The sequence below is a fragment of the Enterovibrio coralii genome, assembly GCF_001559595.1.
Classification (GTDB): Bacteria; Pseudomonadota; Gammaproteobacteria; order Enterobacterales; family Vibrionaceae; genus Enterovibrio; species Enterovibrio coralii.
The window spans coordinates 546,234-560,700 of the sequence record NZ_LNTY01000006.1 but is presented as its reverse complement, the minus strand read 5'-3'; the positions used below and the strand labels follow the sequence as shown (position 1 = coordinate 560,700).

At 46.7% G+C, this 14,467-nt stretch carries 16 protein-coding genes; 3 read left to right on the top strand and 13 right to left on the bottom strand.

Going from position 1 to position 14,467, the window contains the following annotated elements:
* Positions 1-291: 291 nt before the first annotated feature.
* On the top strand, positions 292-1,740 hold the full coding sequence (locus tag ATN88_RS03355; protein ID WP_067411442.1) for an MFS transporter: 1,449 nt from the start codon (positions 292-294) through the stop codon (positions 1,738-1,740).
* A gap of 60 nt (positions 1,741-1,800) precedes the next feature.
* On the opposite strand, the gene ATN88_RS26655 is transcribed toward ATN88_RS03355, so the two are convergent.
* The 6 genes from ATN88_RS26655 to folM all read right to left on the bottom strand — a co-directional run bounded on the left by ATN88_RS26655 (position 1,801) and on the right by folM (position 5,597).
* Positions 1,801-2,526 carry a M20/M25/M40 family metallo-hydrolase gene (locus ATN88_RS26655; protein ID WP_232312714.1) on the bottom strand — a complete coding sequence of 242 codons (726 nt, stop codon included), beginning with the start codon at positions 2,524-2,526 and terminating at the stop codon, positions 1,801-1,803.
* Positions 2,523-2,924 carry a M20/M25/M40 family metallo-hydrolase gene (locus tag ATN88_RS26650; RefSeq protein ID WP_232312713.1) on the bottom strand — a complete coding sequence of 134 codons (402 nt, stop codon included), beginning with the start codon at positions 2,922-2,924 and terminating at the stop codon, positions 2,523-2,525. Before ATN88_RS26650 ends, ATN88_RS26655 begins: the two co-directional genes overlap by 4 nt.
* A 197-nt stretch (positions 2,925-3,121) precedes the next feature.
* Entirely contained in the window at positions 3,122-3,688 is a 567-nt protein-coding gene (locus tag ATN88_RS03345; RefSeq protein WP_067411439.1) for a YceI family protein, read from the bottom strand.
* Positions 3,685-4,224 carry a cytochrome b gene (locus ATN88_RS03340; protein WP_067411436.1) on the bottom strand — a complete coding sequence of 180 codons (540 nt, stop codon included), beginning with the start codon at positions 4,222-4,224 and terminating at the stop codon, positions 3,685-3,687. Before ATN88_RS03340 ends, ATN88_RS03345 begins: the two co-directional genes overlap by 4 nt.
* 282 nt (positions 4,225-4,506) lie before the next feature.
* Complete coding sequence (gene folX / locus ATN88_RS03335; RefSeq protein ID WP_198158323.1) at positions 4,507-4,872, bottom strand: dihydroneopterin triphosphate 2'-epimerase; 366 nt, start codon at positions 4,870-4,872, stop codon at positions 4,507-4,509.
* An 11-nt stretch (positions 4,873-4,883) separates the two neighbouring features.
* Entirely contained in the window at positions 4,884-5,597 is a 714-nt protein-coding gene (gene folM, locus ATN88_RS03330; protein ID WP_067411431.1) for a dihydromonapterin reductase, read from the bottom strand.
* 147 nt (positions 5,598-5,744) lie between these two features.
* Here folM and ATN88_RS03325 point away from each other — a divergent pair, with 147 nt between their 5' ends.
* The gene (locus ATN88_RS03325) at positions 5,745-6,473 is read left to right on the top strand and encodes an SDR family NAD(P)-dependent oxidoreductase (RefSeq protein WP_067411948.1); all 729 of its coding nucleotides are present in this window, start codon (positions 5,745-5,747) and stop codon (positions 6,471-6,473) included.
* A gap of 47 nt (positions 6,474-6,520) precedes the next feature.
* Here ATN88_RS03325 and ATN88_RS03320 read toward each other — a convergent pair whose 3' ends face one another.
* The 6 genes from ATN88_RS03320 to ATN88_RS03295 form a co-directional block, all read right to left on the bottom strand.
* Positions 6,521-8,095, bottom strand: a complete 1,575-nt coding sequence (locus ATN88_RS03320) for a GMC family oxidoreductase (RefSeq protein WP_067411428.1) — start codon at positions 8,093-8,095, stop codon at positions 6,521-6,523.
* Between the two features lie 5 nt (positions 8,096-8,100).
* Positions 8,101-8,619, bottom strand: a complete 519-nt coding sequence (locus tag ATN88_RS03315; protein WP_067411425.1) for a hypothetical protein — start codon at positions 8,617-8,619, stop codon at positions 8,101-8,103.
* 29 nt (positions 8,620-8,648) lie between these two features.
* A complete protein-coding gene (locus tag ATN88_RS03310; RefSeq protein ID WP_067411423.1) occupies positions 8,649-9,050 on the bottom strand; it encodes a VOC family protein in 402 nt (133 codons plus the stop codon).
* Between the two features lie 83 nt (positions 9,051-9,133).
* Positions 9,134-9,448, bottom strand: coding sequence for a ribbon-helix-helix domain-containing protein (locus ATN88_RS03305; protein WP_067411420.1), 315 nt, complete (start codon positions 9,446-9,448; stop codon positions 9,134-9,136).
* 130 nt (positions 9,449-9,578) lie between these two features.
* Positions 9,579-10,106 (bottom strand): C40 family peptidase, encoded by a 528-nt coding sequence (locus ATN88_RS03300; RefSeq protein WP_067411418.1) that lies wholly within the window; start codon positions 10,104-10,106, stop codon positions 9,579-9,581.
* Between the two features lie 104 nt (positions 10,107-10,210).
* Positions 10,211-11,077, bottom strand: coding sequence for a LysR family transcriptional regulator (locus tag ATN88_RS03295; RefSeq protein ID WP_067411416.1), 867 nt, complete (start codon positions 11,075-11,077; stop codon positions 10,211-10,213).
* Positions 11,078-11,189: 112 nt separating this feature from the next.
* Here ATN88_RS03295 and ATN88_RS03290 point away from each other — a divergent pair, with 112 nt between their 5' ends.
* On the top strand, positions 11,190-11,435 hold the full coding sequence (locus tag ATN88_RS03290) for a hypothetical protein (RefSeq protein ID WP_067411413.1): 246 nt from the start codon (positions 11,190-11,192) through the stop codon (positions 11,433-11,435).
* An 817-nt stretch (positions 11,436-12,252) separates the two neighbouring features.
* Here the strand turns inward: ATN88_RS03290 and ATN88_RS03285 are convergent.
* Positions 12,253-14,235 (bottom strand): exoribonuclease II, encoded by a 1,983-nt coding sequence (locus ATN88_RS03285; protein ID WP_067411411.1) that lies wholly within the window; start codon positions 14,233-14,235, stop codon positions 12,253-12,255.
* Positions 14,236-14,467: the final 232 nt, after the last annotated feature.

The following is a 14,467-nucleotide window of genomic DNA, read 5'->3' as shown; positions in this document are numbered from 1 at the left end:
CGGACTCTTTGATTCATTTGTGAGAATGTTTTCATGGACGTACATATTACTAATAGACTTGTCACTTAAACGGAAAATAGTAATGTGAGGAGTAATTTCAGAAGATAATAGTGCGCCACAGTGGTAAGTGACGAAGAGACAGTATGTATTTTGCGATTTTAAAACATAAAGCCAAAGAAAGGGCTTTCAAAATTAAAATGTAGAGATAAATCTCGCGATATCTCTATTTGTAGAGCATCACGTTAACTGGCTACTATCACGATACGTATTTACAAAGTGTTAACAAAGGCCATGTCACAGATAGATGTAACGTCAAACCAAGTCACTGACACCCGCGCTCAGGTGCCAGTGCTACAAAAGGGAGCATACGGTGCAGGGACGCTGACGCTGAATCTGCTGCCAGGTGCACTCGGTGTTTTTTCTTTCTTCCTAATCACTGCGTTCGGGATGGATCCATTCCTGGCGGGCTTGTTAGGCGGCTTGCCGAGATTGTTCGATGCAATCACAGACCCGATCATGGGATTTATCACGGATAACACGAAATCTCGTTGGGGTAGACGACGCCCTTATATCGTCGTTGGTGCCATTTTGAGTGGCGTTTTCTTTGCCCTCCTTTGGCAATTAGATCCTGAAGCATCACAAGAGTACAACTTCTGGTATTTCCTCATTTTCTCTTTGATCTTCACGATTGGTAACACCATGTTTGCGACGCCGTTTGTCGGTCTGGGGTATGAAATGACTTCTGATTACAACGAACGTACACGCTTGATGGCATTTGCTAACACCCTGGGTCAAGTGGCTTGGATGATCGTACCTTGGTTCTGGGTATTGATTGCAGACCCTGACTTGTTTAGCAGCCAAGCAGAAGGGGTTCAGCAATTGTCTCTGTTTGTTGCTGGTGCGTGTATCACGTTGGGCATTCTCCCTGGGTTGTTCTGTAAAGGCATTGATGCGTCGGATATGGGGAATCGCGCAGAGATTTCGTTCTCGACGATTTTCTCTAACCTCAAAGAGGTCTTCAAAGGCATCCGCCAAGTGTTTAAGAACAAGCCATTTGTCCGTCTATGCGGCGCAACCTTCTTGGTGTTTAATGGCTTCCAACTGGTGTCTTCATTTGCATTCTTCATCATTGTTTTTCATATGTTTGATGGCAACTACGGTGCGACGGGTACATGGCCAGCATGGTTTGCGACGGTCAGTGCGATTGTGACGGCATTCGTTGTAATTCCTGTTATCACTGTAATGGCAAACAAATGGGGTAAACGTAATGCGTTTATTATCTCCACTGCCATTTCAATTGTTGGTTATGCGCTGAAGTGGTGGGGCTTTGACCCGAGCAACCCATGGATGATCTTCATGCCTATTCCTCTGATGTCCTTTGGTATCGGTGGCCTGTTCACGCTGATGATGAGCATGACGGCAGATGTGTGTGACATGGATGAGCTAGATAACGGTATGCCGCGTAAAGAAGGTACCTTTGGTGCGATCTACTGGCTGATGGTGAAAATTGGTCAAGCGTTGGCTCTTATCTTAGGTGGCTTGGTGCTTAAGTTGATTGGCTTTGACCCAGGTTTGAGCGCACAGTCGGCAGAGACAATTACCAGTCTACGTCTAGCAGACATTATCATCCCTGCTTCGACCGCTTTCCTCGCTATTCTGGTGATGTGGAACTATGACCTGACCGAAGAGAAAGCACGCAAAATTAAAGATAAGCTGGTGGAACTTCGCGGCGAGCTTTAACGTAAGCTTCAGTGTGACAAAAGGCGGGCAACCAGTTCGCCTTTTTCTATTTTAAAGGGTTTATTTGAGTCCGTTCATATCCCGGATGATTTGTTCGAAGATCTTGCTCGAGACATCAATCAAAGCATCAGGGAAGTCATAATGAGGGTCATGAAGCGGTGGGTGCTCAGAACCACTACCTAAGCCGAAGAAAGCCGAGGGCCATACTTTGGAATATTCGGAAAAATCTTCTGACCAACGGATCGGATCAGGCAGATCGATGAAATCAAATCCCAAATCTTTGCAAGCTTGGCGTAACAACATATTGGCTTCGCTGTGATTGATCGTGGCGTTGAATCGGTCAATCCATTCCAAGTCGAGGGTCAATCCATCACGCTCGGCATAAAATGCGGCAAGCTGTTTCACTTGTTCACAAAGGGCGGAGAAGCATTTGTTGCTGTCACTGCGAAGCGTGACGAGAAGCTCTCCAGTTTCAGGTGTGGTTCCAAATGCGGGTTTTCCTAAATTGACGTGAACAATGGTCGCGAGCGTAAATCCCTGTGTGATGGCTTGTGGTAACGCTTCGATGTCATGCATCAACTCACGAATCGCCGCAGTAGGGTTAATCGCGGTTTCGGGGTAGGCGGCGTGGGCAGTTTTACCCGTAAACCGAATAGCAACACCTGTTGAGGCACAAGCAAACGTATTGTTTCGGCAAAGGATCTGGCCGAGTGGATAGCCAGGCACGTTGTGGTAACCAAAGGCGTAATCAAACGGGGTTTTGCGCCATGATTCATCTTTCATCATGCTAGCGCACCTTGTCCATTTTCTTCGGACGGTTGAAAAATCAGTGTGACTGAACCACGTTGTAGTTTGGTTTGAGAGAGTTTGTACGCCAACGCCATCAAACTTGCCGCATGGCCATCATGCCCGCATGCATGCATGACTCCATGGATTTCAGAACCATGTTCGTGGCAAGGAACTTCATGGATAGGCAACGCGTCAGTGTCTGCGCGAAATAGAAGATTAGGACCATCTTCAGTGCTTTTTATGACAACCACCACTCCATAGCCGCCCACACCAGAGATCGGTTTCAGTCCAAAAGACGTTAAGGTTTGGACGATGACATCACTGGTGTTTTTTTCATATCCTGAAAGCTCAGGTTGTTTGTGAAGACGGTGACGAAAAAGGATGGGGTTGAACATGGCTCCACCAAGCAGTGAAAAATAAACGTCATACTCTACGCGGACGAAAGGCTAAATTTTGTGACGAAGATCTAATCTGTCTCGCTTTGAGATCAGAGTTGTCTTTCGATGATTTTATGCATGGGCCAAAGAGGATTGATTTGGAAAGGGTTTCTGTATTGGCGAGTAAATATCTCGCCAATACAGTAGGTTACGTTTTACTTCTTGATGCCTTCAACGTGTAGCTCAAGGTCTACATAGCTTGAAGGGCCGACAACATTAATGTCGTAATCAGCCAGTTCGATGCGGGTTGTACCATCGAAGCCCGCACGGTAGCCACCCCAAGGGTCATTGCCTGCGCCAATGAAGTTTGCCGCGATAGAAATTGGGTTCGTTTTACCATGCAATGTCAGGTCGCCATCGATGGTCAACGTGCCGTCCGCATTTTGTTTTACAGACGTGCTTTTGAACGTTGCAGAAGAGAATTTCGACGCATCAATAAAGTCACCGCTGCGCAAATGCTTATCGCGCTCAGCGTGGTTTGAATCCAAGCTGGTGGTATCAATCGTTACAACCACGGTTGAGTCTTCAACGTTTTCTGGGTCGTAAGAAAATTCACCGCTGAAGTCGTTAAAACGACCTTTAATAAAGCTGTAGCCAAGGTGCGGCACTTTGAAGTTGATAGATGCGTGTGCGCCGTCGGTGTCAATAACATAATCTTCAGCCATTGCCGTTGTCGCGAGTGCAGCAGCACCAAAGCCCATAGCCAGAATTAACTTCTTCATAGTGTTTTTTCTCCAATCATTTTCCGTAATGTATTGTCTTTATCAATGAAGTGATGCTTGAGCGCAGCAAGCGCATGCAATGACGCAAGCACGATCAAAGCATAGGCTGCATAGTAATGAACCAGTCCGGCAATATCGGATTGATCTGGGAACAGTTCACCCAATGCAGGGACAGAAAACCAATCAAAAACTTCGATGGGTCTACCATCAGACGTTGAAATGAGGTATCCGGATGCAAAAATCACAAACAGCAGAAGATAGATGGTGTGATGCGCAGCATGGGCGGCTTTCTTCTCAAACGTCGAGCCAGTGATTTCAGGTGACCCTTTTACGATCTTCCAAACAAGACGAAATATTGTGAGAGCGGCAATAAGAATGCCGACAGATTTGTGCCAGTGAGGGGCGGTCTTGTACCAAGAGCTGTAATAAGTGAGGTCAACCATCCACAAGCCAACCGCGAACATGCCAATAACAGTAAACGCCGTCAGCCAGTGTATGACTCTGAGAGTGAGATTGTATTGCGCCGGTCTTTCCATGTTACGAAACGTATCCTAATCATTCATTGATAATGAGAAGTATATGTATCTACGCGCACTTTATAACCGGTGCAGCTAGAACGACTTGTTCGAAAAAATAGAATGAACTTTAGGGGCTGTAGAACTTTGTCCGTTGTTTGTCCCAGAATTAAACCTTTTGGGCAGTGTTCATGCTGGCTTTCCACTGCGTTATCGGCTGCCCCTGTTGACAAGTTACCTATCGACGCCTTTGCCCACAGAAAAACGGTACCCTGAGAGGTACCGCATTTGATTCACTTTCTCTTAATCCTCTTTCTGCCAGCTCAGGCTTAAAGATACTGAGTCGGCAAAACGAAGTGCATGTGGCTTGTCAATTGTCACGCGAGAGTAAGTGACCCAAGGGTGTTCAATGGTTATCTCTAACACGCTAGAAACCAGCTTTTCAAGCAGCAGGAAGCGGCCGTTTTCGACGTGGTCAATGATCGCCTTGGTGATGGTTTTGTAGTTTAAAGCATCTTCTACATTGTCATTGCTGCATGCCTTGTCACCAGGATAGTGGATTTCGAGGTTGAGGATAACGTCCTGCTTCTTTTCCTGCTCTTCAGGGTTAAAGCCAATGTATGTGCGAAGACGAAGGTTTGTAATTGTAATAATGGCATTCTGCATAATGGTCTTCCCTGTTATTTCAGTGCTCGGCCACCGTCAAGATTGACGCTCTGGCCTGTCATGTAGTTGCTGTTCATTACGAATTCAACAGCGTTGATAATTTCCTGCTCTCCCGGCGCGAGTCCCATCAGAGATTTCGAGAGTGCTTTTTGTTTGTATGCGTCGTCATCATCTTCATTGAACATGATAAGGGCGGGCGCAATGCTGTTAACTTTGACACTCGGTGCCAGTTTTTGTGCAAACGAGAGAGTAAGGTTTTCTAATGCCGCTTTGCTGGCGGCATAAGCGATGTGCTTTGCGCTGCCTTTTCTCACAACATAATCAGTGAAGTGAATGATGTCGGAAGCCGCGGCATTGTTTGAGTCCAGAAAGGGCGTTAGCGCGAGATTAATAAGGTAGGGAGCTTTTACGTGCACCTGCATCATTTGCTCGAGCAATGCGGCGTAATCGTCCGTGTCTTTCTCGCAGTTCCAATCGGAGGCGTTGTGAAAGATGGCGCGAATCGTTGTGTGCTTTTCTGCAACCGCGCGAGAGAACTGATGAATGCCCGCATCAGTAGAAAAGTCTGCGTGAATACACTCGACGCCAAGCGATTTAAGCTCTTTTACACCTGGGCGCTCTGTTCGATAGGAAGCCACAACGGAGAAGCCTTGCTGATGAAAGTGTTTGGCAAGCGCAAATCCAATTCGCTGTCCCGCACCTGTGATCACTATTGTTCCTTGCTTCATATATTCCTATTCCAGAAGGGTTTGGCCGTTTTTATCTAAAGACATTAAATTCAGTTAAAGATATACGACGCGAAGCTAAATCAGATCATCGCAACGATGATTAAAATCAGTGGCTTAGAAAATAGTAGCAGAAGAGGCATTGCGCACATGAAGGAGAGGTCGGTATTGGTGGTTGGCTCACACGGAACGATCGGTCAGGCTATTGTTTTACGGTTAAGGGAGCTTGATTATCACGTTCTGACGATAAGCCGGCGGAAATACACTGAAAATCCAGAAGATCATTTACAAATAGATTGCAGCAATGCTGATTGCGTTGGCGATATTCAGGCATGGTTGCGAAGCAAAGAGCATCCTGTTGATGGGGTTATCCATTGTGCGGGCATGTTGCATGGATTTGGTAACGACAAGGCGGGAAGTCTGCCGGAAAAGAAACTGGGCGACCTCAATACATCGAATTTGCTAGAAGCAATGAAAACCAATGTGATGTCGCATGTCCATGCGGCGCAAGCTGTGTCGATATTGTTGAAACGATCCCAGCCTTTTAAATGGATATCACTGAGTGCCAAGGTTGGCAGCATTGAGGATAACGCATTAGGCGGTTGGTATAGCTATCGGATGTCGAAAGCCGCACTCAACATGATGATTAAAAACCTCTCGATTGAATGGAAAAGACGCGCACCACACAGCACAGTCGTTGCCGTTCACCCCGGCACGACACCGAGTGAGCTATCAGAGCCTTTCTTGGAAAATCATCCACCTGATCTGTTGTACAGCCCAGCGCTTACAGCGCAGCGAATGGTAGAAATCTACGAAGCGTTAACGCCGGAGACGTCTGGGAGGTTGCTCCATCACGATGGTTCGGCTATTCCTTGGTGATCGAGGAGAAACAGCAATCAAGCGAAATGCTTGATTGCTGTGGACAATTAGAGCTGTCTTTTACTCATGGAGTCAGCGATGTAGTCAGCTTGCCTGATAGCCAGTGCGACAATCGTAAGCGTGGGATTTTCTGCGGCTCCTGTGGTGAATTGACTGCCGTCTGAGATAAACAAGTTAGGAATGTCATGACTCTGTCCCCACTTGTTAACGACGCCATCTTCTGGCTTCGCACTCATACGGTTAGTGCCCAAATTGTGCGTTGAAGGATAAGGTACCACTTTGTGTGTTTTAACGGCTCCAACCGCGTTATACACATCACTGCCACGTTCGTAGGCGTAATTGCGCATAGCGACATCGTTGGGGTGATCGTCAAAATGAACATTGGGAACAGGCAGTCCGTATTGGTCTTTCACCTCGTCATTGAGTGTGATGCGGTTACTGGCTTGCGGCATGTCCTCACCAACAATCCACATGCCCGCCATATTTTCATATCCTTCCATAGATTTAGCGAAATCTTCCCCCCATGCACCAGGTTTGAGGAATGCCGCCATGAAAGGAAGACCGAGGGATAAGGTTTCCATTTCAAAGCCACCTACGAAGCCTCGGGATGGGTCATGAACGGATTCGTCAGTAATGATGCCAGCCATGGTGGTACCGCGGTACATATGAACGGGTTTCTCAAACTCCGCATAAACGGAACCCGTAACGTGGCGCATGTAGTTTCGACCCACTTGATCAGAAGAATTAGCCAAACCGTTGGGGTATTTTCCGCTGGCGGAATTGAGCAGTATGCGTGGGCTCTCAATAGAGTTGCCAGCGACACAAACGATGCGTGCTTTTTGCAATTGCTGATTCCCGTCACCATCAACATACAAAACGCCGGTGACTTTGCCGTTGTCATCATGCGCAATGGTTTGGACATGGGATAAAGGCCTTAATTCGAAATGGCCTGTCTTTTCCGCTTTGGGGATTTCGGTATAGAGCGTTGACCATTTGGCAGCAACACGACAACCTTGGAAACAAAACCCGATCTGCTGACAAGCAGGGCGGCCATCTCTAGGTTGAGAGTTTATGGCCATGCGGCCAGTGTGAACGTTTTTGTAACCGACTTTCTGAGCACCAGCTTGAAGCACTTTATAGTTGTTATTACCGGGAAGGCCGGGAATGTCGTGCGTTCGCGTTACGCCCATCTTGTCTTCTGCTTTGTCGTAATATGGCGCGAGTTCTTCCAGCGTGATTGGCCAATCAAGCAGTGTGGCTCCTTCAACCGCACCATACGTGCTTAGTGCTTTGAACTCATGCGGTTGAAAGCGCAGGCTAGCTCCCGCCCAGTGAAGTGTCGAGCCGCCGACCGTTTTACAAATCCACGCAGGCAGGCCGGGGAAATCTCTTGCCACTTCCCATGTGCCAGAGGTGGTTCTTGGTTCTAGCCATGCCTCTTTGCTGAACATGCCCCATTCGTTGTTTTCAAAGTCAGTTTTGTAATCCAACCGAGAGCCCGCTTCGAGGCAAACAACGTTAATGCCTTTTTGTGCCAGTTCGTTTGCAAGCGTGCCGCCGCCTGCACCGGAGCCGATCACCACCACAACGCTATCATCATTCAAATTAAATTTGGCAGACATAATCGCTACTCCTTCGCCGTTGTTGGTAACCAGTCGATGTCGTCAAACCCTCTGAAAAGGTATCCGCCCTTGGCATAAGACGGACCTTGATACCCAAACTTCGGCCAGACTTTTGGATTGTCATAAAAAGAAACGACCATGTTTCCACGTACCGTCTGGAAGAAGGGGGAACTGGCAATCTTTTCGAGCACGGCGAGTTGTTGTTTCGGTGAGAGTGTTTCCCAATCGTTTAGTGATTCCAAACCTTCAACGATCAGCGCGCGTGTTTGTGGATTTCCGCTTGCTGCGCCGTCAAGACTTTCAACAGAAGCAGCGTAAAAGGTATCAGCTAAATTGGGATGCGGGTAAATCAATCGGCAAACGGAGAGCAGTTTTTCTCCTTGTGTGGGTGAAAGTGTGTTGACGGTTAAAGCCCAACTTTTGTCTGGGACGACGATTCCCAAAGAAGAGTAGGCCAGTGCGGTTGTTGCACTGAGAAGACCGAGTTTTATTATTTGTCTTCTGGACATTGCTTGTTGCTTCATCGTGAATCCTCCTTGCTGTCTGTCGGTATTCACACGGACGCAAAGCGTCCGGAGCGTTCGATGAATTCAATTTTGTATCCGTCTGGATCAGTGAGAAAAAAGAACGTGGCCATGGGCTTGTTCTGGTAACTCATGGATTTGATAAGTGTGGGAGACAAACCTTTCTCGACGAGGGCAGCGTGGGATGATTCGATGTCGCTGACTGAAACGGCAAGGTGACCGTAACCAGAGCCGTGAGTGTAAGGTTCGGTGTTGCTGTGATTGTGCGTAAGTTCAAGCTCAAACGTTGTTTCTGGATTTCGAAGGTAGATCAGAGAAAAGCCATCAAAATCAAAGCGCGCGTCAACATCGAGATTGAGGGCGGCTTTATAGAAATGGATAGATATCTCGGGATCCAGCACACGGATCATTGAGTGGATTGCTTTAGCCATGATGATAATCTCCACAAGGTGTGAGATGTACCATACGCCTGAGATGCGGTAGACAGGTGGTATTATGCTACCGCATGTTAAATTTATGTTTCTTTTTGCGCGAAAGCGAGTTGCTGGTTGGCGATGCTCATGGTTTTTTCTGTGTCGCTGAGATACAAGATGCAGCTGCAACGGAGCAAGGAGGCAAAGTTAGACACATCCCCGTTGATATCCAAAGCTTCATCGTAAATGGTGGTGAGAAATCTGCTGGTATTCATGTCTTGAGAGGCGGCTATGTGATCAAGGATTTCCCAAAACTTTTTCTCGAGGCGCACGCTGGTGCAGTGTCCACCAAGCCTGACTGAACGGGTGTGAAATTCGTAGTTGGTCGTATCTTGCCCCGCGAAAATGGTACACATAGTATCAATCTCCTACTGCTGGATTGCGAACGCATCATTTCCCACAGAAACTTTGGGTATATAACTAAAGTTAAGAAGACCTTAGACAGACTGCCGTCTTATCCGTAATACCCTTGGTATAAAAGCAAGTTTACGGTGATGTCACGTAGCTTCTAATCTGCCAAAACCGTGTAGACCAGTAGGGATTGTCGAGTGTAGAGATGATGACGCCTTTTGAGGTAGATGCGTGCATAAACTCGCGCTCCCCAATGTAGATACCAACATGATAGCGGCGCGAACCCGTTTTAAAGAATACCAAGTCACCGTAGCTTGCGTTGGACAAGGTCACTTTTGTGCCGTTTTTCACCTGCTGGATAGTGGTTCTGGGAAGCGGATGTTCGAAAATTGTATGGTAAGCGTGTTGTGTAAATGCGGAACAATCAATGCCTTTCTTACTGCTTCCTCCCCAGCGATAAGGCGTGCCTTTCCATTCATCAAAATATTGATTTAAAGCGTAATTCACATTCTTTATCGTGACGCTTTCTTCTTGGCTATGGTACGGATTTATCGTCAAAGGCGGGGTGACGAGAGTGACATCAGGTGTCACTGATGCCGTTTCACAGCCTGTTAAAAACAGACTGCCGAAACATAAACATGTCGCTGAGTAGAAAAGACGCATAAATCAGACAAATACACTAAGAATTCACTGAAAACTAGTGTAGGGGAGGTATGGAGCCTGTGCAATCCGCTAACTACCTGAATTCTCTAAATCGAGAAGCTCTATTATGCCGCTGACTGATTACGTCGGATATACCAATCTGATATGTAGTTGGCGAGTGCAAGTACAGCAGGCTCGCTGGCGCCGGGTTTTACCGTCAGGCCACTTACAATCGAGGTTTCATGCGAGTGTTGGTCGAGCCAATCCAACGTATCCATTTTGTCAGTAATGGAACAGGCCGCGATGAGGGAAGCGGCCATGCCGGACTCAATGGCGGCATTTAACCCGTGGAAGTCTGCTGCTGACAACACAACATGGTAAGGCACTCCTTGGCGATCGAGCAGCTCCATAGCGAGCTTGCCCCAACGACAATCACTTTCGATGGCAATGGGTAGGGGCCTTTCTTTGCAGTAACTGACATGTTTGGCTTTTGCCCATACCAGCTTCTCGGTGAAGAGCTCTTGTGCGGGGTAACTGTGATCGTGAATGTTGATCAACGCGAGATCCAAACGACCCGCCAAGACTTGCTTGAGTAGACGTTGACTGCTGTTACTCTGGACAGAGAGTTGCAGGTTCGGATAACGCTCCGTAAATCCGGTGAGGATTCTCCTGAAGACCAAGTTAACGTAGTCATCACACACGCCAAAGCGAACCAAGCCATTCATATCGGGATTGTGAAAATGTGCAACCGCCTCGTCGTTGAGGCTTAGCATTTGGCGGGCGTAACTGACGAGTGTCATGCCGTGAGACGTGAGAATATGCCTGCGTCCTTTCTTTTGAAATAGCTTCACGCCTGTGATTTCTTCAAGTTTTTTCATCTGCATACTCACCGCAGACTGGGTGCGGTGAACACTGTCTGCTGCCGAGGCAAAGTTACCGCAATCGACAATCGCAACCAGCGTTCGGAGTTGGTCAACGTCTAGGTTTTTCATACATCAACTCCTTTGATGTTTTGGGTAAATAATATTGGCTTTTCTGAATTATTAAATTGTTTAATTATTGACCTGTCAAGACAAGCAACAGCGTTAGCGGCAGGGGGCAGCCATGGGAGAGAACATAAAAGAAATCGTCAGAACCCGTTCAGAGACACTGTTATCCAAGTTTTTCTCGGTTCAGATTGAGCTGGTATCAAATACGACACATAGACTTTGGTCGGCTTGGCGACGTCATCAATTAATGAAAGAGTTAGAGTATCGAATGGATGATGACGCGTTTTTACGAGATGTGGGCGTAACACGAGAGCAAGTGAAGTCAGAATTACGTGCACTTAAGCGTGGAACCGCGAAATAGTATTGTGAAATGTGAAAACTAAGATTACCTATCGAGTCCTTGAGCAGGCAATTCTGCTATGAGTCCCGGCCATGAGAGTGGTGCGGGATTTTTTCTTTTTAGATCTCCGTTGCAAAAATAATCGTCTAATTAATCACCACTGAACCAATTTAATCTGCTTTTGTCTTAAATAACAGAACAAGGTAAATGCTTTGAGTTGTTAATATGCCTGCAATGAATGTCTAGTCTAATGCTCGCAACTTGCATGTAACGTATTTTAGTCATGGCATGTACAAAATATTTTTAAAAATTTGGCAAGACTAAAAAACACTGACTACACTTTTTGTAAGTCAATGACATTCAAAGCGAAATCTTGGTTAATTTGGACTTTTAGAACGACATCACTTCGAAAGACCTTAATGACGTGATGGTTGTCACTTAAAGAAATTAACGATATCATTTTTAAGCTTTAGAAATGCGACGTACCTCTTGATAATTTTGTGTTGACCTCAAAATAGTTCCCCCTATTGTCAGCACACATCAAGGTTAAAATGAGATAATTTCTCACATAACAATAAGGTCCTTAGAGACCGCCTGGACATTAAACAGTTGTAAGGAATTGGTTTGGCCGCCGACAACCTTATAATTGGTCCAACATTTGGCGTTACTGCATAGCTGGACTTTACACCGCTTAGCGATGAAAAGTTAAAAGTAACCTAACCCGGCTCATGGACCGGGTTTTTTATTGCTCCTAAAACGCATTGTTAAAATTATCAGCAATAAAAAAAGCCAGACATATGTCTGGCTTTTTTGCGTTCAAAAAACGGGATTATTCGCTTTATTCTGTTTCTTGCTTTTCAGCAATCACTGCGAATTCGCGTGTAGGCTTACCAACGATAGAGCGAGTAGGCTCTTTAATGTCAGTAAGAACAACGTCGATTTGGTCACCCAGTTTGAATTCTAGATTGCCATCAACGTTGATGGTGCCGGTGTCACCGTTACATTCAATTCGCTTCTTGTTATCGACAATCAGTGGGGCAGGAATGAATGCCATCGCACCATTTTCAAGCAGGCGAGTACGCATACCCGCGCGGTTGATGTCGAAGATCTCGGCACTGAATACGGTCTTCTTCTCGACTGCATCTTTCAGCAAACGTACGTACAACCAGTCCGCGACGTCGCGCTCCGCCATACGGTGGTGTTTACGGTGCAAAGCCAACTCGTCACCGACTTGCTCGTCAGGTGTTTGCGCTGACGTTTCACCGCGGATGATAGCTTTCAGCAAGCGGTGGTTAACCATGTCGCCGTATTTACGGATTGGAGAGGTCCACGTTGCGTATACATCCAGACCCATCGCGAAATGAGGTGCTGGTGCATTGTTGATCTCACTGTAACCTTGGTATTTGCGAATGCGGTTATCAAGATAAGTGGTTTCTTGCGTGTTCAGCCAACGGCGCAGTGCAGAGAAGCCTTCGATGGTTTGAAGTTCTTCTAACGTCGTTTCCGCACCGTGTTCGTTAACTAGCGCGAGAGCGTCAGCAATTTTCTCTGGTGCAAAACCTGCGTGTGTGTTGAACACACCAAAACCGAACGCATTACGCAGTGCACGGCCTGCACAGATGTTGGCGGTGATCATCGCTTCCTCTACCATGCGGTTTGCAATGCGGCGAGGGTCAACGTGGATTGCTACAACGTCATTGTCAGCACTCAGTTCAAAACGATAGTCTGGACGGTCTGGGAATGTAACGGCATTGGTTTCACGCCATTGCATACGTGCTTTTGCCAAACCATGAAGTGCTTTAACTTGCTCTTCGATGACTTCAGATGGTTGCCAGTTTTCGCAGCTTCCGTTTTCAAAGAAATCAGAAACGTTGTCATAAGACAGGCGGCCTTGAGACTTAATGGTTGCAGCAAAGAAGCTCGCATTGTCTTCAATCGTACCGTCAGCCAGAACCGTCACGCGACAGCATAGTGCTGGGCGAACTTCTTCCTCGCGTAGTGAGCACAGATCATCACTCAGTTCACGTGGCAGCATTGGGATATTGCGGCCAGGCAGGTAGATAGTAAAACCACGCTCGCGCGCTTCTTTATCTAGGTCTGTCTCTTGTGCAACGTAAGCAGTTGGATCGGCAATGGCGATAGTCAGAGTGAAGGTGCCATCTTCATTTGCGATCGTATGCAGTGCATCATCCATGTCTTTGGTTGATTCACTGTCGATAGTAATAAATGGTACGTCAGTCAGGTCTTCGCGAACCAAACCTTCATCCAGCATTTCCCAGCTAGATTGTGGTGCAGGCTCAACGTTCGGCAGGTTGTGCTTAGCCAGCGTTACCCACCAAGGCGCAATCTTGTCGTTTGACTCAGTAATTTTCTCACTGATTTCACAGAAGAAACCGTTTTCACCTTTCAATGGGTGACGAACAAGGTGAGCAACCACCCAGTCACCTTCTGCAAGTGCATTTTGGCTTAGGCCTTTGCGTGTCTTTGCGCGAATTGCATCTTTTAGCTGAGGGCTATCTGGTACCACGTTCAGCTTGTCGCGAATCATCTTCACACGACCAATAAAGCGATCAACAGACTGCTCGATCAGCTCGTCTGGTTCCGCGACTTCTTTTTCTTTTTCGGTGCGGATCAGAGCAACCACCTTGTCGCCGTGCATGACTTTTTTCATGTACGCTGGTGGGATGAAAAAGCTGGTTTTGCTGTCTACTTCCAGAAAGCCAAAGCCCTTTTCAGTTGCTTTGATGGTGCCTTCTTTTTTAGGAATGCTTTCTTTAATTTGCTGTTTTAGCTGTGCAAGTAATGGATTGTCTTGAAACATTAGCCTGGTCTCAGATTGTGAACCGCCACACTATACGGATTCAAGATGTCAAAACCAAGGCATTCAGGCTCAGAAATTACCAGATATACAATATGTGTATCCATTGGTGCACTTTTATAGTGCGAAAAGCATGGTTTGAAGGCGAAGATATTGAGAAGACCTGCACCGGCCTCAAAAAGTGATGTATGGGATTCGTTAATTTTATGTATGGCTTCTCAAACTTGTACGCTAC